General features: G+C 62.9%; 22 protein-coding genes. 17 read left to right on the top strand and 5 right to left on the bottom strand.

Going from position 1 to position 22,942, the window contains the following annotated elements:
- The first annotated feature begins 189 nt into the window (after positions 1 to 189).
- The 7 genes from KW838_RS00590 (at position 190) to KW838_RS00620 (ending at position 5,262) form a co-directional block, all read left to right on the top strand.
- Complete coding sequence (locus KW838_RS00590) at positions 190 to 636, top strand: DUF411 domain-containing protein (RefSeq protein ID WP_085727060.1); 447 nt, start codon at positions 190 to 192, stop codon at positions 634 to 636.
- Positions 636 to 1,070: a YqaA family protein gene (locus KW838_RS00595; protein WP_218500013.1), complete on the top strand. Its 435-nt coding sequence runs from the start codon at positions 636 to 638 to the stop codon at positions 1,068 to 1,070. Before KW838_RS00590 ends, KW838_RS00595 begins: the two co-directional genes overlap by 1 nt.
- A gap of 85 nt (positions 1,071 to 1,155) precedes the next feature.
- Positions 1,156 to 2,181, top strand: coding sequence for an alpha/beta fold hydrolase (locus KW838_RS00600; protein WP_218500014.1), 1,026 nt, complete (start codon positions 1,156 to 1,158; stop codon positions 2,179 to 2,181).
- 13 nt (positions 2,182 to 2,194) lie between these two features.
- A complete protein-coding gene (locus KW838_RS00605; protein WP_218500015.1) occupies positions 2,195 to 3,148 on the top strand; it encodes a D-2-hydroxyacid dehydrogenase family protein in 954 nt (317 codons plus the stop codon).
- Positions 3,149 to 3,409: 261 nt separating this feature from the next.
- Positions 3,410 to 3,952 (top strand): tetratricopeptide repeat protein, encoded by a 543-nt coding sequence (locus KW838_RS00610; protein WP_218500016.1) that lies wholly within the window; start codon positions 3,410 to 3,412, stop codon positions 3,950 to 3,952.
- Positions 3,953 to 4,018: 66 nt separating this feature from the next.
- Positions 4,019 to 4,501 (top strand): RNA polymerase sigma factor, encoded by a 483-nt coding sequence (locus KW838_RS00615; protein ID WP_371317815.1) that lies wholly within the window; start codon positions 4,019 to 4,021, stop codon positions 4,499 to 4,501.
- Positions 4,501 to 5,262, top strand: a complete 762-nt coding sequence (locus tag KW838_RS00620) for an anti-sigma factor (protein WP_218500017.1) — start codon at positions 4,501 to 4,503, stop codon at positions 5,260 to 5,262. The genes KW838_RS00615 and KW838_RS00620 overlap by 1 nt, the downstream gene beginning before the upstream one ends.
- Before the next feature lie 46 nt (positions 5,263 to 5,308).
- On the opposite strand, the gene KW838_RS00625 is transcribed toward KW838_RS00620, so the two are convergent.
- From KW838_RS00625 to KW838_RS00635, 3 genes are all read right to left on the bottom strand, one after another.
- Positions 5,309 to 5,584: a hypothetical protein gene (locus KW838_RS00625; protein ID WP_218500018.1), complete on the bottom strand. Its 276-nt coding sequence runs from the start codon at positions 5,582 to 5,584 to the stop codon at positions 5,309 to 5,311.
- A gap of 109 nt (positions 5,585 to 5,693) precedes the next feature.
- Positions 5,694 to 6,995: an ATP-binding protein gene (locus KW838_RS00630; protein ID WP_218500019.1), complete on the bottom strand. Its 1,302-nt coding sequence runs from the start codon at positions 6,993 to 6,995 to the stop codon at positions 5,694 to 5,696.
- A 4-nt stretch (positions 6,996 to 6,999) separates the two neighbouring features.
- Complete coding sequence (locus tag KW838_RS00635; protein WP_218500020.1) at positions 7,000 to 7,701, bottom strand: response regulator transcription factor; 702 nt, start codon at positions 7,699 to 7,701, stop codon at positions 7,000 to 7,002.
- Positions 7,702 to 7,995: 294 nt separating this feature from the next.
- On the opposite strand from KW838_RS00635, the gene KW838_RS00640 reads away from it, so the two are divergent.
- The 10 genes from KW838_RS00640 to KW838_RS00685 all read left to right on the top strand — a co-directional run bounded on the left by KW838_RS00640 (position 7,996) and on the right by KW838_RS00685 (position 20,130).
- Positions 7,996 to 9,153, top strand: coding sequence for an efflux RND transporter periplasmic adaptor subunit (locus KW838_RS00640; protein WP_102700790.1), 1,158 nt, complete (start codon positions 7,996 to 7,998; stop codon positions 9,151 to 9,153).
- Between the two features lie 15 nt (positions 9,154 to 9,168).
- Positions 9,169 to 12,267, top strand: a complete 3,099-nt coding sequence (locus KW838_RS00645) for an efflux RND transporter permease subunit (protein WP_218500021.1) — start codon at positions 9,169 to 9,171, stop codon at positions 12,265 to 12,267.
- Positions 12,268 to 12,449: 182 nt separating this feature from the next.
- The gene (locus tag KW838_RS00650) at positions 12,450 to 13,091 is read left to right on the top strand and encodes a DUF1345 domain-containing protein (RefSeq protein WP_218500022.1); all 642 of its coding nucleotides are present in this window, start codon (positions 12,450 to 12,452) and stop codon (positions 13,089 to 13,091) included.
- Positions 13,092 to 13,167: 76 nt separating this feature from the next.
- A complete protein-coding gene (locus KW838_RS00655; RefSeq protein WP_218500023.1) occupies positions 13,168 to 14,007 on the top strand; it encodes an AraC family transcriptional regulator in 840 nt (279 codons plus the stop codon).
- Between the two features lie 53 nt (positions 14,008 to 14,060).
- The gene (locus KW838_RS00660; protein ID WP_218500024.1) at positions 14,061 to 14,669 is read left to right on the top strand and encodes a LysE family translocator; all 609 of its coding nucleotides are present in this window, start codon (positions 14,061 to 14,063) and stop codon (positions 14,667 to 14,669) included.
- Positions 14,670 to 14,809: 140 nt separating this feature from the next.
- Entirely contained in the window at positions 14,810 to 15,835 is a 1,026-nt protein-coding gene (locus KW838_RS00665) for a LacI family DNA-binding transcriptional regulator (protein ID WP_371317806.1), read from the top strand.
- A gap of 145 nt (positions 15,836 to 15,980) precedes the next feature.
- Positions 15,981 to 16,763: a sugar phosphate isomerase/epimerase gene (locus KW838_RS00670; protein ID WP_218500025.1), complete on the top strand. Its 783-nt coding sequence runs from the start codon at positions 15,981 to 15,983 to the stop codon at positions 16,761 to 16,763.
- On the top strand, positions 16,756 to 17,784 hold the full coding sequence (locus KW838_RS00675; protein WP_218500026.1) for a sugar kinase: 1,029 nt from the start codon (positions 16,756 to 16,758) through the stop codon (positions 17,782 to 17,784). The genes KW838_RS00670 and KW838_RS00675 overlap by 8 nt, the downstream gene beginning before the upstream one ends.
- A gap of 48 nt (positions 17,785 to 17,832) precedes the next feature.
- A complete protein-coding gene (locus tag KW838_RS00680; RefSeq protein ID WP_218500027.1) occupies positions 17,833 to 19,131 on the top strand; it encodes an MFS transporter in 1,299 nt (432 codons plus the stop codon).
- Between the two features lie 21 nt (positions 19,132 to 19,152).
- Complete coding sequence (locus KW838_RS00685) at positions 19,153 to 20,130, top strand: D-glycerate dehydrogenase (protein ID WP_218500028.1); 978 nt, start codon at positions 19,153 to 19,155, stop codon at positions 20,128 to 20,130.
- Positions 20,131 to 20,249: 119 nt separating this feature from the next.
- Here KW838_RS00685 and KW838_RS00690 read toward each other — a convergent pair whose 3' ends face one another.
- Together KW838_RS00690 and KW838_RS00695 are read right to left on the bottom strand one after the other, a co-directional pair.
- Complete coding sequence (locus KW838_RS00690; protein WP_218500029.1) at positions 20,250 to 21,437, bottom strand: pyridoxal phosphate-dependent aminotransferase; 1,188 nt, start codon at positions 21,435 to 21,437, stop codon at positions 20,250 to 20,252.
- 209 nt (positions 21,438 to 21,646) lie between these two features.
- Positions 21,647 to 22,789, bottom strand: a complete 1,143-nt coding sequence (locus tag KW838_RS00695; RefSeq protein WP_218500030.1) for a glycerate kinase — start codon at positions 22,787 to 22,789, stop codon at positions 21,647 to 21,649.
- Positions 22,790 to 22,942 lie beyond the last annotated feature (153 nt).

Raw genomic sequence — 22,942 nt, forward strand, 5'->3', positions numbered from 1 at the left:
TATCAATACCGATACCGACTCCGGGCACTCAACCTGACGATTTTGTAATGTCCCCCTCATCTGCCTGACAGCACTGATCTACCATCATCGAACAGCCGAACTTTGTAGTACTTCGTAACACTCCTTGAATGCCTGACCGGAAAAACTGGTCAGAATGCGTTTTTTTGCCCGTTAGCCGAGACGAATCCCATGCGAAACCCTCTGCGTCTGATCGCCCTGAGCGCCCTGTTCATGTCCTCCCTGGCCCAGGCCGCCGACCTCATTCCGATCGAGGTTCATCGCGACGCCAATTGTGGTTGCTGCAAAAAATGGATCAGCCATCTTGAAGCCAATGGTTTCAAGGTCGAAGACCACGTCGAAGCCAACATGAGCGAGTTCAAGCAACAGCACGGCGTGCCGCCACGCCTGGCGTCGTGCCACACCGCGTTGATCAATGGCAAGTTCGTCGAAGGTCACGTCCCGGCTGACCAGGTCCTGGCCTTGAGCAAGCGCGACGATCTGCTGGGCGTCGCGGCCCCCGGCATGCCCATGGGTTCTCCAGGCATGGAAATGGACGGCATGAGCGATGCCTATCAGGTCATCGGCCTGAAAAAGGACGGCACTGACCTGGTGGTTGCGGACTACCCCGCCCATTGATGTCCGGCGCGTACTTCGGGCTGTTTTTCGCGGCATTCGGTGCCGCCACGCTGCTGCCGTTGCAATCCGAAGCCGTGCTGGTCGGCCTGTTGCTCAGCGACCGCTACTGGCTCTGGGCGCTGTTGGCGGTGGCGACGTTCGGCAACGTCCTGGGGTCGCTGCTCAACTGGTGGCTGGGGCGCGGGATCGAACGGTTCCGCGACCGACGCTGGTTTCCGGTGAGCCCCCGACACCTGGAAAAAGCCCGGCTGCATTACCAACGCTACGGCCACTGGTCATTGCTGCTCAGTTGGCTACCGGTGATCGGCGATCCGCTGACACTGGTCGCCGGGGTCATGCGCGAGCCATTGGGGCGATTCCTGCTGATCGTCACCCTGGCCAAAGGCGCCCGCTACGGCGCGTTGGCCGTAGCAACATTGGGCTGGATGGGTTGAACCATCGAGGGCGGCGATTGCCTGTGTTTAATGCCGCCCTAATCGAGCCGATCCAGCATCGGCGGATTTTCCATGGAGCTTCCCAATGTCGCGCCCTTTCCCCCGCTGGTTGCCCGGCCTGTTGTTGACCGCCGCCCTGCCCGCCACCGCCCACGCCGAAGCACCTGAATACGGCCCCGAACTCCAGGGATTCGACTATCCCTACACGCTCAAGCACTTCGCCTTTGAATCCCAGGGCCAGTCCCTGCAAATGGGCTATATGGACGTCGCCGCCCACGGCAAGGCCAATGGCCGCAGCGTGGTGCTGATGCACGGCAAGAATTTCTGTGGCGCCACCTGGGACAGCTCGATCAAAGCCCTCAGCGACGCCGGCTATCGGGTCATCGCCCCGGATCAGATCGGCTTCTGCAGCTCCAGCAAACCGGCGCACTATCAGTACACGTTCCAGCAACTGGCGACGAACACCCAGCAATTGCTCAAGGCATTGGGCATTCAGAAAGCCACCCTGCTGGGGCACTCCACCGGCGGCATGCTCGCCACTCGCTATGCCTTGCAATACCCCGAACAGGTCGAGCAACTGGCACTGGTCAACCCCATCGGCCTGGAGGACTGGAAAGCCCTCGGTGTGCCCTATCGCACGGTAGACCAATGGTATGAACGCGAACTCAAACTCAGCGCCGACGGTATCCGCAACTACGAACGCAGCACCTACTACGGGGGCCGCTGGAAGCCGGAATTCGAGCGCTGGGTCGATATGCTCGCCGGCCTGAACAAAGGACCTGGGCATACGCAAGTCGCGTGGAACTCGGCGCTGATCTACGACATGATCTTCACTCAACCGGTGTACTACGAATTCCAGAACCTGAAGATGCCGACCCTGCTGTTGATCGGGACGTCCGATACCACCGCCATCGGCAGTGACATCGCCCCGCCCGAGGTCAAGGCGAAGATCGGGCACTACGACGTCCTCGGCAAACAAGTGGCCAAGCTGATTCCCCGGTCCACGCTGGTTGAATTCCCTGGCATGGGCCACGCGCCACAGATGGAAGAACCGGCACAATTCCACCAGGCCCTGCTCGCCTGGCTGAACAAGACCAACCCCGTGCGTTGAAGAGGAAAGGCTGATGCCTGTGCAGATTGCAGTGCTTGATGATTGGCAGGATGTGGCGCGTGATGTGGTGGACTGGTCGGCGCTGGACAGCGTCGGCCAGGTGAGTTTTCTCCATGACTACCCCGCCGATAACCAGACGCTGGCCGAGCGCCTGGCCGGGTTCGAGGTGATCTGCGTCATGCGCGAGCGCACGCGCTTCGACGAAGACCTGCTGCGCCGCCTGCCCAGGCTCAAACTGCTGGTGACCGGCGGCATGCGCAACGCCGCCCTGGACCTGAAAGCCGCCGCCGCGCTGGGCATCCAGGTCAGCGGCACCGACAGCTACAAACACGCCGCGCCGGAGCTGACCTGGGCGCTGATCATGGCCGCCACCCGCAACCTGGTGGCCGAAGCCAATGCCTTGCGTGCCGGCCAGTGGCAACAAGGCCTGGGCGGCGACCTGCACGGCAAGACGCTGGCGATCCTCGGCCTTGGCAGCATCGGCCAGCGCGTCGCGCAATTCGGCCAGGTATTCGGCATGCGCGTCATCGCCTGGAGCGAAAACCTCACCGCCGAACGTGCGGCGCAAGCCGGTGTGACCCATGTCAGCAAGCAGGAACTGTTCGAACAGGCCGACGTGCTGTCGGTGCACCTGGTGCTCAGCGACCGCAGTCGGGGCCTGGTGGACGCCCAAGCCCTGGGCTGGATGAAGCCCACGGCACTGCTGGTAAACACCGCCCGCGGGCCGATTGTCGATGAGGCGGCGCTGATCAAGGCGCTGCAGAAGCAACGCCTGGCCGGTGCGGCACTGGACGTCTTCGAGCAGGAGCCGCTGCCCGCCCACCATCCGTTCCGGACCCTGGACAATGTATTGGCCACGCCCCATGTCGGGTACGTGAGCCAACAGAACTACCAGCTGTTTTTCTCGCAAATGATCGAGGACATCCAGGCCTGGGCGGCGGGTGCACCGATTCGTCTGCTGGGTTGAACGAAAATCCCCTGTGGGAGCGGGCTTGCTCGCGAAGGCGGAGTGTCAGGCAACATTAATGTTGATTGACCCACCGCCTTCGCGAGCAAGCCCGCTCCCACAGGGATCTTCAGCGCACACACAACCATGCCCGTTCGCAATCGGCCGCCAGAACACAACGAATAATTGTTCATGCTGCGGTGTTCTCATCACATCAACCTTGCACTGCGCCTGGTCGGGCGCGACCTGATCTGAAACCCATGAACCTGTGGAGCAAAGCCCATGAATAGTCGTTTTGCAGTTCTGATGACTCCGTTGCTGCTGACCGTTGCGTTGTCCGGTTCCCTCGCCCTGGCCAACGGCGGTGGCGGCGATGACGAGCCGCCCGCCAAACCCAACTGCCCGAAAGGACAGGTGCTCGATACCCGATCGCAGCGGTGCGTCAAGCAGACCAGCAGCCTGGTGCCTGACGAAGACCGCACCAACTATGCCTATCAACTGGCCAAGGACGGACGTTATGAAGAGGCCCTGGCCCTGCTCGACACGCTGAAACAGCCAAATACCGCAAAAGCGCTGAACTATCGCGGCTACGCCACGCGTAAACTGGGACGCACCGACGAAGGCATCGGTTATTACCTGCAATCGGTAAAACTCGACCCGCACTACGCGCAAGTCCGCGAATACCTGGGCGAGGCCTATGTGGTCAAGGGCCGGCTGGACCTTGCGCAGGAGCAACTGCAGCAGATCAAATCCATTTGCGGCAATACCCAGTGCGAGGAGTACCAGGACCTGGCCGAAGCCATCAACGGATCATCGAAAACCTGACAACCCGAGCGGACGGAGGTCGCCATCGCCAGCGATCAGGCAATACGAACCGAACTGAACCAGCATCTGGCGCGTTTATGGCGCTACGGCCTGCTGTTATCCCGGCAACGGCATATCGCCGATGACCTGGTGCAGGCCACCTGTGTGCGGGCGCTGGAGCGGGCCGGGCAATACGAGCCGGGGACGCGCATGGACCGCTGGCTGCTGAGCATCCTGCATTCGATCTGGCTCAATGAAGTCCGTGCCCAGCGGGTGCGGCAAGGTCAGGGCCAGGTGGATGCCGACCAGGTCCTGTCGTTCGATGGAGAATCCGTGGCCCAGACCCACGTGTTGGCGGCACAGGTCATCCGCCGCGTCGATGCATTGCCCGAGGCCCAGCGTGAAACGGTATTTCTCGCCTACGTCGAAGGGTTGTCCTACCGCGAAGTCGCCGATGTGCTGCAAGTGCCCATCGGCACGGTCATGAGTCGCCTGGCCGCCGCCCGGGCGAAACTGGCCGAATATCCACCGTTGCACACGGTGCCCCACCCTTACCGAGGAGAACATTGATGAACGCAAAACCCTCGGACGAACAACTGGTGGCTTATCTCGACAACCAGCTCGATGCCGAACAGCGCTCGCGCATCGACGCGGCCATCAGCGCCGACCCGATGCTGAGCCTGCGCCTGCAATGGCTGGATCGCAGCAGCCTGCCGTTCAAGGACGCCTACGATGAACTGGCCCGGCAGGCGCCGGTGGATCGCTTGCAAGCCATGCTCGCCACGCTGCCCTCACCCGCCCGCCCCGGGCTCAGCCGACGCTGGTTCCTGGCCGCCGCAGCCGGGCTGCTGGCTGGCGGCGTGCTGGCGGACCGTTTGTTCCTCGGCTGGCAAGCGAGTCAGCAGACTCACAGCTGGCGCGGTCTGGTAGCCGACTACATGGCGCTCTACGTGCCGGAAACCCTGGATCACCTGCCCGCTGATGAAGCCTCTCAGCGGGCCCAACTGCGGACCATCGATGCGCGCCTGGGCCTGGACCTCGCGCCGGCAAAACTGAGCCTGCCCCGCGCCGAGTTCAAGCGGGCGCAAATCCTCGAGTACGACGGCGCCCCCATCGCCCAGATCACCTACCTCGATCCGGTGCACGGCCCCATGGCGCTGTGCGTGACCCGCTCCAACAGCGGCAGCCGGCATTTCGCCCGGGAACAGCGGCGCGAGCTGAACATCGTGTACTGGGCGGACATGGAACACGCCTGGATGCTGATCGGGCATCAGCCAATGACGGATCTGGAGGAGATGGCCAAGGTGTTGCGGGGCCGGTTGAGCGCTTGATACGCAAGCACAGGTTTGCGGGGTCGTAAAAAGCCCCCGCAAGCCATCAGGTTGTTCTGCTGCCGACGCCCGACTTCTCAAGGTCTTGTACCCTTGGCGGCACACCATCCCCCGCGCTCGTCATCGTGTACCTCACCGCATCGCCGACAAGAAAACAGGCGTTACCCTCTGCGGTCATGTTCGGCCCAATCCGGATCGCCAAGGTGCAACAGCCGCCATCAGGCATGACCATCGCAAATTTTGTCGACAGGTTTTCGACCTTGACGTCCCTGATTGCACTGATCGTGCCCTGCCCGCAGGTTTTTATTATTGGCGCGCCCATTCGTCCCTCCAGCCTCGCCGCCTGTATTGACTTCGCAGGCTAATGAGACCCGTAAGCGTGGCACCTTGCTACTGTCAAACCTGACAGATGATGCGGCCGTTTGTCGAAATCAGACCGGCAATGGCAACCACAAGCGAAACCGCGCCCCGCCCAGCGGCGAGGCTTGCACCGTCAGTGTGCCGCCCTGGGCTTCCAGGGCGCGGCGACTGATCGCCAATCCCAGTCCGAAACCACCCGTGGCGCGATCTCGACTGCGGTCGAGACGGTAGAAGGGTTCGAAAATCCGCTCGCGTTCGTCATCCGGAATGCCGATGCCATCATCGTCGACCCAGATTTCACAGCCGCCGGCACAGACCTGCACACCGATCTGGATACGCTTTTCGCAATAGCGCATGGCATTGCGCAGCAGGTTTTGCAAGGCGCGGGCGGTCAGGCGCGGGTCGAGGCTGAAGCGTTCGAGCTGGCCGTGCAGCAGCACGTCGATGACGATCTCCGGGGATTCGAGCTCCTCGTCGACGCTGCCAAGGATGCTGTCGATGAACTCATCCAGCGACACTTCGACCCGCTCCGGTAGTCGCGCCGGGTTTTGCAGGCGACTGTAGGACAGCAGCTCCAGCACCAGCTCATCGAGTTCCCGGATGTGCGCCACCAGGCTTTGCAGACGCTCGCGGCTGGCTGCCGGCAAGTCGTCGGAGAGCGCCAGCGCCAGGCCGAAATCCAGGCGCGTCAGCGGTGTGCGCAACTCGTGGGACACCGCATTGAGCAAGTCGCGCTGCTGGTTGAGCAGGTTCTCGATGTCGCCGGCCATGGTGTCGAACACACTGGCCAGGCTGCCGATGTTGGAACTCGGGGAGATTTGCGTGCGCTCGCCCAGGTGGCCCTTGCCAAAGCGCTCGGCCGCGCCCTTGAGGCGTTCCAGGTCACGCCAGTGCGGGCGCAGCCACAGCAACAGGCACGCGAGCATGGTCGCGCCGATCAGCACGTTGATGCTCCAGTACAACAGGTTGACGTCCAGCGGATCCGGCGGCACCACCATTTGCACCACGGTGCGCTCGTTCAGCGGCGCGACCGCCAGCGTGCGCCAGCCCCAGTCACCCACGCGCACAACGTTCTCGCCCCGCTGCAAGCGCTGCTGCTCTTCAGGCGTCAGGCTGCTGTCGTCGTTACCGCTGAGCACGATGTGCAGTGGCTCGAAGTCCTTGTCCATTTCAGCGGCCAGGGCCGGCCACTGTTCGGCCGGGGCCGCATGAAACTGTTTGACGATCAGCGTTTGCAGGCCACGGGAGTAATCGAGGTTGTAGGTGACAAAGCGCTCGTGGAACACCTTGACCACCAGATCCGGCACCAGATAAATCGCGGCGCTGAACGAGACGATGGTCACCAGGTACAAACGAAAGAGGATTCTGAACATCGGCTCAGCATTCCCACTCGGAACGGCTGAACAGGTAGCCCTTGCCCCACACGGTCTTGATCTTGCGCGCCTCGCCGGCGTGGTCGTCGAACTTGCGCCGCAACTTGGAAATCGCCACGTCCACCGAACGATCGGTGCCGTTGAATTCGATGCCGCGCAGGCGTTGCAGGATCTGGTCGCGGCTCAGCACCTCCCCGGCATGCCGGGCCAGCACCACCAGCAGGTTGTACTCACCGCTGGACAAGTCCACCAATTGCTCGCGCCAGGTCACGGTGCGTTCGGACAGGTCGATGCACAGGTTGCCCATCAGAATCCGGTCGTTGGCGGTCTGCGGCTCGCTGAGGCTGCTGCGGCGCAACAGGGTCCGCACCCGCGCCAGCAGCACCCGTGGCTCGCAGGGTTTGGTCACGTAGTCGTCGGCCCCCATTTCCAGCCCCAGTACCTGGTCGTGGCTGTCGTCGCGGGCGGTGAGCATCAGGATCGGCAAGGTCGCCGAATCGGCGCGCAGCAGGCGACAGACTTGCAAGCCGTCGAGGCCTGGCAGCATCAGGTCGAGGATCACCAGGTCCGGCGGATTGAGCTGCGCACGTTCGCGCACATGATCGCCGCGACCGATCACGCTGACGGAATAACCGTTGCGTTCCAGGTAGCTGGCAATCAGTTCGGCGAGGGCGGTGTCGTCTTCGACCAGGAGGATGTTGGGCATGGGGTGTTTCCAGAAAAAAGCAGTGGCGCCTGTACCGGCCTCTTCGCGGGCAAGCCCGCTCCCACAGGGATTTGAGGTGAACACAAATGATATGAACACCACCGACCACTGTGGGAGCGGGCTTGCCCGCGAAAGCGATCTCTCAGGCGCAATAAAATTCAAGAACTGAAGGATATACGCCCTCACTCGTCTCTGAGTAAAACCCTTACACAATTTCACACAGCACCAACAAAGCTTCACCGCTACCCTCGCCTGCGCCCAGTAGGATGCTGGGAGTCTTTATTGGGGTATTACATGTCGAAGAATCTGCTTGCCAGGCTCAGTCTGATTGCTCTGGCGTTGACACTGGCCGCGTGCGAAAAGGCCTCGAACGCCGAGGAACAGGCGCCGCTGGCCACGGTTCGCATCGAGACCATCGAAGCGCAACCACTGACCATCAGCAGCGAACTGAGCGGACGGATTGCCGCACCGCGCATGGCCGAGGTGCGTGCCCGCGTGGCCGGCGTGGTCCTGCAGCGGACCTTCCGTGAAGGCAGTGACGTGAAACAGGGCGATGTCCTGTTCCGCATCGACCCGGCGCCGCTCAAGGCTGACCTGGACAGCGCCGAAGCAGCGCTGCGCAAGGCCGAGGCCAACGCGTTCCAGGCCCGGTTGCAGGAACAGCGCTATGCCCAGTTGATCGACGACAAGGCCATCAGCGGCCAGGACTACGACAACGCCCGGGCCAACGTACGACAGACCGCCGCCGACGTCGCGGCCAACAAGGCTGCGGTGGAGCGGGCGAAACTCAATCTCGGCTACGCCACCGTCACCGCGCCGATTTCCGGGCGCATCGGGCGTGCGCTGGTGACCGAAGGCGCGCTGGTCGGGCAGAACGAAACCACGCCGCTGGCGCTGATCCAGCAACTCAATCCGATTCATGCCGACCTGACCCAGTCCACCCGTGAGCTCAACGAACTGCGCCGCGCCTTCCGTTCCGGCCAGTTGCAGCAGGTCGGCCAGGACCAGGCCAAGGCCACGCTGATTCAGGATGACGGCAGCCTCTACCCGCTGCCGGGCAAAATGCTGTTCAGCGACATCACCGTCGACCCGGGCACCGGCCAGATCATCCTGCGCAGCGAGTTCCCCAACCCCGACCTCGACCTGCTGCCCGGCAGTTTCGTGCGCGTGCGCCTGGAACAAGCGGTCAACCGCCAGGGCATCAGCGTGCCGCAACGGGCTATCCAGCGCGACAGCGCGGGCATCGCCCAGGTGCTGCTGCTCGACGCCGAACAGCGCGTCGGCCAGCAACCGGTCGAACTGGGCGCCGTGCAGAACGATCGCTGGATCGTCACCGGCGGCCTGAAAGCCGGCGACCGCATCGTCATCGAGGGCCTGCAGCACGCCCGCCCCGGCGAGAAAGTGCAGATCGACGACACCCCTCTTCCACTTGCCCAGGCGACTGGCCAGTAAGCAGGACGCTTTTTTATGCCGCAGTTCTTTATCGACCGCCCGGTGTTCGCCTGGGTGGTCGCGTTGTTCATCCTGCTGGCCGGTGCCCTGGCCATTCCGCAGTTGCCGGTGGCGCAGTACCCCGACGTTGCGCCGCCGCAGATCGAAATCTATGCCGTGTACCCGGGTGCTTCGGCGCAAACCGTGGACGAAAGCGTGGTCAGCCTGATCGAGGAAGAACTCAACGGCGCCGATCATCTTTTGTATTTCGAATCCCAGAGCAGCCTCGGCAGCGCGACCATCAAGGCCACTTTCCAACCGGGCACCAACCCGGAACTGGCGCAGGTGGATGTGCAGAACCGCCTCAAGGCCGTGGAGTCGCGCCTGCCGCAAGCGGTCATCCAGCAAGGATTGCAGGTGGAGAAAGTCTCCTCCGGTTTCCTGCTGTTGATCACCCTGACGTCCAGCGACGGCAAGCTCGACGACGTGGCGCTCAGCGATTACCTGGCGCGCAACGTGATGAACGAGATCAAGCGCCTGGACGGCGTCGGCAAGGCGCAGCTGTACGGCGCCGAGCGGGCGATGCGGATCTGGATCGATCCGCAGAAACTGCTCGCCTTCAACCTCACGCCAGCGGACGTCAACACCGCCATCGTCGCGCAAAACGCCCAGGTGTCGGCCGGCAGCATCGGCGATCTGCCGACCCGTACCACCCAGGAAATCACCGCGACCATTCTGGTCAAAGGGCAGTTGTCGACCCCCGAAGAATTTGCCGACATCGTCCTCAAGGCCAACCCGGACGGTTCGACCGTGCGCATCAGCGATGTGGCGCGGGTCGAGATCGGTAGCCAGGAATACCAGTTTTCCACGCGCCTGAACGGCAAGCCGTCCACCGCCGTCGCCGTGCAGTTGTCGCCGGGCGCCAACGCCCTGAACACCGCGACCCTGGTGCGGGCGAAGATGGACGAACTCAAGCGCTACTTCCCGGCAAACGTCGAGTACTCGATCCCGTACGACACCTCCCCCTTCGTCAAGGTCTCGATCACCAAGGTGGTCTACACCCTGGGCGAAGCCATGCTGCTGGTGTTCGCGGTGATGTTCCTGTTCCTGCAGAACATCCGCTACACGCTGATTCCGACGCTGGTGGTGCCGGTGGCGTTGATGGGCACCTTTGCGACGATGCTGGCGCTGGGGTTTTCGATCAACGTGCTGACCATGTTCGGCATGGTGCTGGCGATCGGCATCCTGGTGGACGACGCGATCGTGGTGGTGGAGAACGTCGAGCGCATCATGGCCACCGAGGGCCTGTCGCCCAAGGATGCCACGCGCAAGGCCATGCAGCAGATTACCGGGGCCATCATCGGCATCACCCTGGTGCTGGTCGCGGTGTTCATTCCAATGGCGTTCATGCAGGGTTCGGTCGGGGTGATTTACCAGCAGTTCTCGCTGTCGATGGCCACCTCGATCCTGTTCTCGGCCTTCCTCGCCCTGACCTTGACCCCGGCCCTGTGCGCGACGCTGCTCAAGCCGATTGCCAAAGGCGAGCACCACGAAAAGAGCGGATTCTTTGGCTGGTTCAACCGCCGCTTCGAGCAACTGACCGAGCGCTATCAAGGCTGGGTCGCCTACGCGTTGAAACGCACCGGGCGCTACCTGTTGATCTACGGCGTGCTGCTGATCGGCCTGGGCCTGGCCTTCAGTCGCTTGCCCTCCTCGTTCCTGCCGGTGGAAGACCAGGGTTACACCATCACCGACATCCAGTTGCCACCGGGCGCGAGCAAGAACCGCACGGTGCAGGTGGCCGAGCAGGTGGAAGCGCACAACGCCGGCGAGCCGGGCATTCGCGACAGCGTGGTGATTCTCGGATTCAGCTTCTCCGGCAGCGGGCAGAATGCGGCGCTGGCGTTCAGCACGCTCAAAGACTGGTCGGAGCGCGACAGCGAAGATTCGGCGGCTTCGATTGCCGACCGGGCCAACGTCGCCCTCAGCCAGATCAAGGATGCGGTGACCTTTGCCGTGCTGCCGCCGCCCGTGGATGGCCTGGGTACGTCCAGCGGCTTCGAGTTCCGCCTGCAGGACCGCGGTGGCCTCGGCCATGAGAAGCTGATGCAAGCGCGCACCGACTTGCTCGCGGCCGCCGAAAAAAGCCCGATCCTGATGAACGTGCGCGAAAGCGCCCTGGCCGAGGCGCCGCAAGTGCAACTGGTGGTCGACCGCAAGCAGGCCAACGCGCTGGGGGTGTCCTTTGCCGACGTCGGCAACGTGCTGTCCACGGCCGTGGGCTCGGCGTACATCAACGACTTCCCCAACCAGGGGCGGATGCAGCGCGTCGTGGTGCAGGCCGAGGGCGACCAGCGCAGCCAGGTGCAAGACCTGCTGAAGATCCACGTGCGCAACACCCACGGGAAAATGGTGCCCTTGTCGGCCTTCGTGCAGGCCAAATGGACCCAGGGCCCGGCGCAGTTGACCCGCTACAACGGCTACCCGGCGATCAGCATTTCCGGTGAACCGACACCGGGCCACAGCACAGGCGAAGCCATGGCCGAGATCGAGCGGTTGGTGGCGCAAGGCCCCGCGGGCCTGGGCCAGGAATGGACCGGGTTGTCATTGCAGGAACGCTTGTCCGGCAGCCAGGCACCGATCCTGCTGGGGCTGTCGCTGTTGATCGTGTTCCTGTGCCTGGCGGCGTTGTACGAAAGCTGGTCGATCCCGACCTCGGTGCTGCTGGTGGTGCCGCTGGGTGTGCTCGGCGCGGTGCTGGCCGTGACCTTGCGCGGGATGCCCAACGATGTGTTCTTCAAGGTCGGGTTGATCACCATCATCGGCCTGTCGGCGAAGAACGCGATCCTGATCATCGAGTTCGCCAAGAGCCTGTACGACGAAGGCCACGACCTGGTCGACGCCACCCTGCAAGCGGCACGCCTGCGGTTGCGGCCGATCGTCATGACTTCGCTGGCGTTCATCCTTGGCGTGGTGCCCCTGGCGATCGCGACCGGCGCCAGTTCGGCGAGCCAGCAGGCCATCGGCACCGGGGTGATCGGCGGGATGATCACGGCGACGCTGGCCGTGGTGTTCGTGCCGGTGTTTTTTGTGGTGGTGATGAAGCTGGTGCGCAAACGCCATAAACCACACTGATCAACACCACTGTCTCAATGTGGGAGCGGGCTTGCTCGCGAAGAGGCCGTCACATTCAATACCCGTGTTGATTGACAGTCCGCCTTCGCGAGCAAGCCCGCTCCCACAGGGGATCCCGGTGATTCCAAGATTGTGCTCACCTGGGCTAAGGTGATTGCATCGCCTCAACCCATCGAGCCTCCATGCCCTACCTCACCCACACCCACCCTCGCCTGTCCGCCGCCACAACGCTCGGTATCGCGGCGGGCATCCTGGTTCCGGCCGATTCGGTGATCAGCAAAATCCTCATCGGCTGGAATGCCGGTGTCTGGACTTACCTGATCCTGATGTCCTGGCTCACCGTGCGTTCAAAAGCGACCGATGTGAAACGCATCGCCGAAATCGAAGACGAAAACGCCGGGCTGGTGCTGTTGGTGGTATGCATCGCGGCATTGGCCAGTCTGGCGACCATTACCTTCGAACTGGCCGGCAGCAAGGACCTGGAAACCACGCGCAGACTCCTGCACTACGGCTTCACCGCGCTGACGGTGATCGGCTCGTGGCTGCTGATCGGGGTGATTTTCAGCGTGCACTACGCGCGCCTGTTTTACACCTGGGAAGGCAAAGAGCCGGCGCTGCGCTTTGCTGATGGCCTAACGACGCCCAATTACTGGGACTTCCTGTACTTCTCGTTCACCGTCGGCGTGGCGGTGCAGACCTCGGATGTCGGCGTGGCGACCCGTGATTTGCGCAAGATCGTGCTGGCGCAGTCGTTGATCGGTTTTCTGTTCAACACCGCCATCCTCGGGTTCTCGATCAATATTGCGGCGGGCCTGTTCAACTGATGCCTGCACAAACGTTCTAGTCATCGCACTTACAGCAGGCGTTAAATAGCTCGGTAATCCGTCCCGCAGGTGCAACATGAACGCTCACAACTGGATCGACCTGTCCCAGGACGCCGACACCGGCATCGAGACCCTGCGCGCGCATTTCGAAGGTCACGCCTACGACCCGCACTGGCATGACAGTTATCTGGTGGGCGTCACCGAGCAAGGGGTGCAGCAATTCAATTGCCGACGGGCCAGGCACCAGAGCACGCCGGGCAAGGTGTTTTTGCTCGAACCCGGTGACATCCATGACGGTGACGCACCGACCGCCGACGGTTTTACCTACCGCATGCTGTACCTCGATCCGCAGTGGTTACAGCGCGAACTCGGCGCTGTGTTCGATCATGCCCCCGACAACAGCCAACTGAGTTTCGCCGCCACCTTGGCCTGCGATGCGCGCCTGGCCCAGGCCACCAGCCTGGCGTTTGAAACCCTGCATCGCGGTGAGCTGAAGATCGTCCGCCAGACCACCCTCGACGCGTTGCTCGAGCGCCTGACCAGCCACTTGCATTGGCGCGCCCGCGATGGCCAGGACCCGCGTCTGCCGCGCGTGGCGCAGAAGGCCCGGGACTACCTGCATGCCAACGCGCAATACGACATCGGCCTCGATCAACTGGCAGCCGTCACAGGTGTCGACCGCTTCCGCCTGACCCGTGCGTTCAAGGCCGCTTACGGCATGGCGCCCCACGCGTATCTGGTGCAATTGCGCCTGGCAACCGCTCGGCGAATGCTGGCCCGAGGTGAGCAACCGGCGACGGTGGCGATGGCGTTGGGCTTTGCCGACCAGAGCCATCTGGGCCGCTGGTTCGTGCGCGCCTACGGCCTGACACCGGCGCTGTACCGCAAGCGCTGCTCAAATCTTCCAGACAAGTAACGCCGGGGATCGTGAAGATCGGTTTCACTGATCTTTACCGGAGTTTGCCCGCGATGCTCTCTTCTTTCCCGACGTTACTGCCCTTCCTGCTCTTTGCCTTTGTGGCGTCCATCACACCCGGACCGACCAACATTCTGGTGCTCAGCAACAGTGCCCGATACGGCTTGGGCGCCGCCCTGCCGATTATCTTCGGCGCCTGCGCCAGTGGCGCGACGCTGGTGTTGCTGGTGGGCGCGGGCGTTGGCTCTTCACTGACGGCCTGGCCTGCGGTGCAAAGCGTCATGCAATGGGTCGGGGTAGCGTGGCTGAGTTATCTGGCCTGGCAGATTATCCGTTCGCCGGCCGAAGCCATCAGCACGCAGAAAACCGCTGCTCGGCTGGGTTGGGTGGGCGCCGCCAGCCTGCAATGGATCAACCCGAAAACCTGGATGATGGCGCTGGCGGTGGTCAGTGTCTTCGCTGGAGCGGGCGAAGATCGGCTCGTCCATGTGATCAATCTTTCAGGGGTGTTTTTCCTGGTTTCCTTGCCCTGCCTGGGTGTCTGGGCGCTGCTCGGTGCCGGGTCGAGTCGCTGGTTGCGCTCGCCCCGGGCCATGCAACGTTTCAATCGCTGCATGGGCCTGTTGCTGCTGGGTTCAGCGTGGCTGAGCGTGCTGGCCTGAACGCCACCCGTCGGTGTTTGTTCGACAATCGACAATCCGGGGCTTGACGGCGAATTGGCTTTTGGTGTCTTCTGAAACCGGTTTCAGCGCTATCTCACGAAGCGCTCGGCCTTATAAATCCAATAAGAAGGTTTCAGACCGTGAACGATTTTTCCGCCGCCCAGCGCAGCCGCGTGACCATGCTCGACGTGGCCGAACACGCCAAGGTCTCCAAGGCCAGCGTTTCGCGGTTCATCGGCGAAGACCGCGCCCTGCTCTCCGATGCCACCGCCCAACGCATCGAGCAGGCGATTGCCGAACTGGGCTATCGCCCGAACCAGATGGCCCGCGGCCTGAAACGCGGGCGCACCCGCCTGATCGGCATGCTGGTGGCCGATATCCGCAACCCTTATTCAATTGCCGTGATGCACGGGGTGGAAACCGCTTGCCGTCAGCACGGCTATAGCCTGGTGGTGTGCAACACCGACCGCGACGACGAGCAAGAACGCCAGCACCTGGCCCTGCTGCGCTCGTACAACATCGAAGGCCTGATCGTGAACACCCTGGGTCATCACCGTGACGAATTGCACGAACTGCACCGGGAAATGCCCCTGGTGCTGGTGGACCGCAAGGTCGAGGACCTGGAAAGCGACATGGTCGGGCTAAACAACCCGGCCGCCGTCGAGATGGCCATCGTCCACCTTGAAGAACGCGGTTACCGCGATGTGTTGATGGTGACCGAACCCTTCGATGGCACCAGTTCGCGGATCGAACGGGTCGCCAGTTTCAAGGCGCAAATTGCCCTGCGCCCGGCCCTCCATGGCAGCCTCATCGAAACCGGCAGCGAACTGACCGTACAGTTGAAATCCTTTCTCGACACGCCTGGCCCGGGCCCGAAAGCGCTGTTTTGCGCGAACGGGATTGCGGCGCTGGCCTGCACCCATGCGTTGCGTGAACTCAAGTGCAACCTGTTCGAGGAGGTGGGCCTGATTGCTCTGGATGATCTGGATTGGTATCCGTTGGTGGGTAGCGGGATAACCGCGCTGGCCCAACCGACCACCGAGATGGGCGCCAGTGCGTTTGAGTGTTTGCTCAAGCGGCTGCGGGGGGATGACGGAGCGGTGCGGACGCTGGATTTTTCCGCGCGGTTGATTGTCAGGGGGTCAACCCTTGGAAATTCTCGGTGAATGTTCCGGCCTCTTCGCGGGCAAGCCCGCTCCCACATTTGGAATGCATTCCCCTGTGGGAGCGGGCTTGCTCGCGAAGAGGCCATCAAGAACACCCACTATTTTTTTGAACAAAAATGAAACCGGTTTCAGAGGTAAAACAACAATGAACAAACCCGCCGTTTCCATCAGCCTCTCCAGCTACGGCGCCGACCTGGTTCGCCAGCGTGGCCAAGGCAGTTTTATCGAAGTGCTGGCCGCCGCCGGCGCCACGCGCATCGAGTGGCGCGAAGAATTACTGACCATTGAGGACCCCGTTCAACTGGCCAATGCCACTCAGGCGAAAGGCCTGGAGAGCGTGTATTCGTCGCCAATGGAACTCTGGCTGGCCGGGCAATCCAGGCCCAATCCAGAATTGATCACCGCCCTGCAACGCGCCGAGGCGTTCGGTGCCAAATGGTTGAAAGTGTCGCTGGGCTATTTCACCGACAATTGCGACCTGCACGCCCTCGCCCGACTGCTGGATGCCAGCCCCGTGCAGTTGCTGGTGGAAAACGACCAGACCCTGCACGGCGGTCGCATCGAGCCCTTTCAGCGTTTTTTCACTGAAGTCGAGCAACACCACTTGCCGATCAAAATGACCTTCGACATCGGCAACTGGCACTGGCAGGACCAGTCCGCCGCCAGCGCCGCGCGCCTTCTCGGACGCCACGTCGGCTATGTGCACTGCAAAGCGGTTACACGTCGCGCCGACGACAAGCTGGTCGCCATTCCGCCGACCGCCAGCGACTTGCAACAGTGGGAACAGCTGCTGCAGCACATGGCCCAAGGTGTGATGCGGGCCGCGGAATATCCGCTGCAAGGCGATGACTTGGTGCAACTGACCCGCGAACACGTGGCGGCCCTCGCCCGCCTCGGCCAGTCGCAACGGGAGAGTGCTCATGTCTGAGATCGATATCCTCTCGTTCGGTGAAACCATGGCGATGTTCGTTGCCGAGCAGGCTGGCGACCTGGCCGAGGTCAGTGCTTTCCACAAACGCATCGCCGGGGCTGACAGCAACGTCGCCATTGGCCTTTCCCGACTCGGCTTCAACGTGGCATGGCTGAGCCGGGTCGGTGCCGACTCGTTGGGCCGGTTCGTGGTCGACACCCTGGAAAAAGAAGGCCTGGACTGCCGCCACGTCGACATCGACACCGCCCACCCGACCGGTTTTCAACTCAAGTCCCGCACCGACGATGGCAGCGATCCGCTGGTCGAGTACTTCCGCCGTGGTTCGGCGGCCAGTCACCTGTCGCCGCACTCGATCGTGCCCGAGTTGCTCAAGACCCGGCACCTGCACGCCACCGGCATTCCCCCGGCGCTGTCGGAGTCGGCGCGGCAGATGTCGTTCGAGTTGATGACCCGTATGCGCGAGGCCGGGCGCAGCGTGTCCTTCGACCCGAACCTGCGCCCGAGCCTGTGGGCCAGCGAACGACAGATGATCACCGAGATCAACCGCCTCGCCGCCCTCGCCCATTGGGTGCTGCCGGGGTTGAGCGAAGGTCGCTTGCTGAGCGGATTCGAAGACCCGGCCGACATTGCCGCGTTCTACCTCGACCAGGGCGCCGAAGCCGTGGCGATCAAGCTTGGACCCCACGGTGCTTACTACCGCACCCATATTGATCAAGGTTTCGTCGCTGGCGTGCCGGTGGCCAAGGTGGTCGATACGGTGGGCGCCGGCGATGGTTTTGCCGTCGGCATGATCAGCGCGCTGCTGGAAAACCAGAGCTTTGCCGAGGCCGTGAAACGCGCCAACTGGATTGGCAGCCGTGCGGTGCAGAGCCGGGGGGATATGGAGGGGTTGCCCAGCAGATCCGAAATGTCCGTTGAATTCGAGGCCGTCTTCGCGAGCAAGCCCGCTCCCACAGGTTTTGCGTCTGTGGGAGCGGGCTTGCTCGCGAAGGGGCCAGCACAGTCACTGAAGATCTAAACACCGTTACCTGCTGCGACAAAAACAACAAGCTCAGGAGCACCACTCATGAAAACCGCAACGCTCGCCACCCGCCGCTGGTGGTACATCATGCCCATCGTGTTCATCACCTATAGCCTGGCGTATCTGGATCGCGCCAACTATGGTTTCGCCGCCGCGTCCGGCATGGCGGCGGACCTGATGATCACGCCAGGCTTGTCGTCGATGCTCGGCGCGCTGTTCTTCCTCGGCTACTTTTTCTTCCAGGTACCCGGCGCGATCTACGCACAGAAACACAGCGTGAAGAAGCTGATTTTCGTCAGCCTGATCCTCTGGGGCAGCCTGGCGACCTTGACCGGGATTGTCTCCAATGCCTACTGGCTGATCGTCATTCGCTTCATGCTCGGCGTGGTCGAAGCGGCCGTGATGCCGGCGATGCTGATCTACCTGTGCCATTGGTTCACCCGCGCCGAACGCTCGCGAGCCAACACCTTCCTGATCCTCGGCAACCCGGTGACCATGCTTTGGATGTCGGTGGTCTCGGGCTATCTGGTGCAGCACTACAGCTGGCGCTGGATGTTCATCATCGAAGGTTTGCCCGCAGTGTTGTGGGCATTCATCTGGTGGCGCCTGGCCGATGATCGTCCGTCTCAGGCCAAGTGGCTCAACGATCAGGAAAAGCAGGATCTGGAAAGCGCACTGGCCGCCGAACAGGTCGGCATCAAGGCCGTGAAGAACTACGCCGAAGCGTTCCGGTCACCCAAAGTGATCATCCTGGCCCTGCAGTTTTTCTGCTGGAGCATTGGCGTGTACGGTTTCGTCCTGTGGCTGCCGTCGATCCTCAAGGCCGGCGCGCAGATGGACATGGTCCAGGCCGGCTGGCTCTCGGCGCTGCCGTACCTGGCGGCGGTGATCGGCATGCTGCTGGTGTCCTGGGGTTCGGACAAGCTGCAAAAACGTAAACGTTTCGTCTGGCCGCCACTGCTGATTGCCTCGATCGCCTTCTATGGCTCCTACGCCTTGGGCGCTGAACACTTCTGGTGGTCCTACACCCTGCTGGTGATTGCCGGCGCTTGCATGTACGCGCCTTACGGCCCCTTCTTCGCGATCATTCCGGAGATCCTCCCGGCCAATGTCGCGGGCGGCGCCATGGCGCTGATCAACAGCATGGGTGCCCTCGGTTCGTTTGGCGGTTCTTATCTGGTCGGTTACCTGAACAGCTCCACCGGCTCGCCGGGTGCGTCGTACCTGTTGATGAGCGGCGCGTTGATGTTTTCGGTGGTACTGACGATTTTCCTCAAGCCCGGCGCCAGCGACCGGGAGCGGCCCTCGGCCACGGTAACGCGCGCCGCCGCGGCACATTCCTGAATTGAAATCGAGGTCTCGAAGATGAAAAAGCAGGTCGTCCTGTACAAGAAACTCTCGCCATTATTGATGGCTCGCCTGCACGAGCAGGCTGAAGTGACGCTGATCGAAAACCTTGATGCCGAGGGCCTGGCCAAACTGCGCGATGCCCTCCCCCGCGCTCACGGCTTGCTCGGTGCCAGCCTGAAGCTGGATGCCGAACTGCTCGACCTGGCGCCCGACCTTCAAGCCATTGCCAGCGTCTCGGTGGGCGTCGACAACTACGACATCGACTACCTCACCGAACGGCGAATCCTGCTGAGCAACACGCCGGATGTGCTCACCGAAACCACCGCCGACACGGGTTTTGCGCTGATCCTGGCGACTGCCCGGCGGGTGGTGGAACTGGCGAATCTGGTTCGCGCCGGCCAATGGAACCGCAACATCGGCCCTGCGCATTTCGGCAGCGACGTGCACGGCAAAACCCTGGGCATCATCGGCATGGGCCGCATTGGCGAGGCCCTCGCACAGCGCGGGCATTGCGGGTTTGGCATGCCGGTGATCTACCACAGCCAGTCACCGAAACCGGCAGTGGAACAGCGCTTCAATGCGCGCTATCGAAGCCTGCCGGAACTGTTGCAACAGGCCGATTTCGTTTGCCTGACGTTACCGCTGACCGCTGAAACCCAAGGACTGATCGGCGCAGAGCAGTTCGCCCAGATGCGTCCCGAGACCATCTTCATCAATATTTCACGGGGCAAAGTGGTGGACGAAACGGCGCTGATCGACGCCTTGCGCACGGGGCGGATTCGCGCGGCGGGGCTGGACGTATTCGACCGCGAACCCTTGAATCAGGACTCGCCATTGCTGCAGTTGAACAACGTGGTGGCGACACCCCACATCGGCTCGGCCACCCATGAAACACGGGAGGCCATGGCCAGGTGCGCGGTGGACAACCTGTTGGCGGCGCTGGCCGGTGAGCGGCCGGCCAATCTGGTGAATGTTGGGGCGTGGCAGGGCTGAGGTATTCGGCGCCTGTCAGGCAGCCTTCGCGAGCAAGTCGAATCGTCGCACCGCCGCTCCCACATTAGGGTGGGAGCGGGCTTGCTCGCGAAGAGGCCGGCACAGGCAACACAAATCCTTCAGGCCCGCCGCACCTCCAGCAAATCCGTCGCACACAAAGCAATCCGCCGGCAGGCATCCGCGAGTTTGACCCGATCCACCACCAGACCGATGCGGATATGCCCCGCCGCACTCGGCCCGAAAGCTTCACCGGCCAGCACCGACACGCCATAACCTTCCAGCAGTCGCTCGGCGAAGCGCTGGGCCGACAACCCGGTCTGGCGCACATCGACCATCACGAACATTCCGCCGTCCGGGCGTATCGGCTTGAGTCCCGGGCATTGCCCCAGGCTTGCACACACCAGGTCGCGGCGCTGGCGATACTCTTCACGCATCGAGGCCACTTCGGGCAGGTCCCGGTCCAGCGCCAACTGCGCAGCGTTCTGCACGAAATCCGGAATGCCGAACAGCATGCTCAGCGACAAATTGACCAGGTGACCCGCCATGGGTTTGGGCCCGATCACCCACCCCACCCGCCAACCGCTCATGGCGTGGGACTTGGACAGGCTGTTGATCGTCGCGGTGCGCTCGGCCATGCCAGGCAGACTCGCCGGACTGATGTGCTGGCCTTCGAACAGCAAGTCGCTGTAGACCTCATCGCTGATCAGCCACAAATCGTGACGAATGCACAGCGCCGCCAGCTCTTGCCAGATGGCCAGTGGCAAACTGGCGCCGGATGGATTGTTCGGACTGTTGAGCAGTATGGCGCGTGTCCTGGGCGTGATCCGCGCCGCGACATCCAGCGGGTCGACGCGAAACCCGTTCTGCGGGCGCACGGGCACCGGGACCACGGTGGCCGCACACGCGCCGATCACGCCTTCATAGGTCACGTACATCGGCTCGGCGACAATCACTTCATCGCCCGGGTCGAGCAGGCACTGCGCCACCGAATACACCGCGCACTGCGCCCCCGGAAAGACGATCACGTGTTCGCCATCCACCACCTGGCCACTGCGTTGCCGATGCCGGCGGGCAATGCTGTCGCGCAGCCCACGACTGCCGCGCACTTCAGGATAGTGCGTATCACCGGCCAACAGGCTGGCGATGGCGGCCTGGACTATGGGTTGCGGCGTATCGAAGTCGGGGTCGCCGATGGACAACAGCAGGACGTCGACGCCCTGTTCGCGCAATTGCAGCGCTCGATCGTGAATCTGCCAGGCCGCCGCTCCGTCACCGGCGATTCGTTGGGTCAAGGCTGAGTAGCGCATGTCGTTCTCCAGTCGCGCGGGTGCTCCAAGCCACAACCCTATCTCAAATCACGCAACGCGCCAGCATGGCGTTCAAATCCACCCTCAAAATTGCCATCGGCGCTTTTGTGGCGAGGGAGCTTGCTCCCGTTCGGTTGCGCAGCAACCGCCATCGAATGGGGCCGCTGCGCAGCCCAGCGGGAGCAAGCTCCCTCGCCACAGAAAAACCCTCAGTCGCAGCGGACGGCCATCCGCCAGACACGCGCGATGTCGGTTGCCCGCTCACGCAGCAAGCGCGGCGCCTCGGCGCAGGCCTGTTCCAGGGTCATCGGCCCGCTTGCCAGGGCAAACGCAGCGTCGATGCCGTGCTCATAAAGCGCCTGATACCCCTCACCCAGCGTGCCGGCGATGACGATGACCGGCACGGCGTGCTGCCGGGCCACGCGCGCCACACCGAATGGCGTCTTGCCGCGCAGGGTTTGCGCATCGAAACGCCCTTCGCCGGTGATCACCAGATCGGCGCCTGCAACCGCCTCGGCCAGGCCCACCAGTTCGCCGACCACCTCGACCCCGGCCTTGAACTGCGCGCCCAGGAACGCCTTGGCGGCAAACCCCAGGCCACCGGCCGCGCCACTCCCCGGTTCGTCACGAACGTCGTTGCTCAATGCGGCCGCGCAATGGTCGGCAAAGTGCCCCAGCGCCTGGTCCAGTTGTTCGACCTGCACGGGCGAGGCGCCTTTTTGCGGGCCGAAAATCGCCGAGGCGCCGTGGGGGCCGCACAGCGGGTTATTGACGTCGGCGGCGATGTCGAAGCGCACCTGCGCCAGACGTGGATCGATATCGCTCAGGTCCACGCGGGACAATTGCGCAAGGGCGAGACCGCCCGGTGACAGGGTCTGTCCCTGAGCGTCCAGCAACTTAACGCCCAAGGCCTGCATGGCACCGGCGCCGCCGTCGTTGGTCGCGCTGCCGCCAATCGCCAGGATCACCCGTTGTGCACCGGCATCCAGTGCGGCACGGATCAATTGCCCGGTGCCGAAGGTGCTGCTGATGCACGCGTCGCGCTGCGCCACCGGGACCAACTGCAAACCGCTGGCCTCGGCCATTTCGATGATTGCGGTAAGGCTTTGCGGCAACCAGCCCCAGGCGGCCTCCACCATGACTCCCAGCGGCCCGCGAACCAGGGTGCGACGCAGTTCGCCTTCGCACGCGGCAAGAATCGACTCGACAGTCCCTTCCCCGCCGTCGGCCATCGGGCATTTGATCAGTTGGGCATCAGGCCAGACCTGCGCCAATCCCAAGGCAATGGCGTCGGCTACGCCTTGAGCGCTGAGGCTGTCCTTGAACGAGTCGGGGGCGATCACGATTTTCATGGGAATTCTCCAGTTCCAATGTCCACATGCTGCCAGCCGCCATGAACAATAACGCCGGTCCGCTGCACAAGCGGCAAAGAGGATTATTGTTCATTCCCACAAACCGGTAATCACACCGACCCCGTAGGAGCTGCCGCAGGCTGCGATCTTTTG

Origin of the sequence: Pseudomonas sp. PDM27 (assembly GCF_019219205.1) — a bacterium.
Taxonomy (GTDB): domain Bacteria; phylum Pseudomonadota; class Gammaproteobacteria; order Pseudomonadales; family Pseudomonadaceae; genus Aquipseudomonas; species Aquipseudomonas laurylsulfatiphila.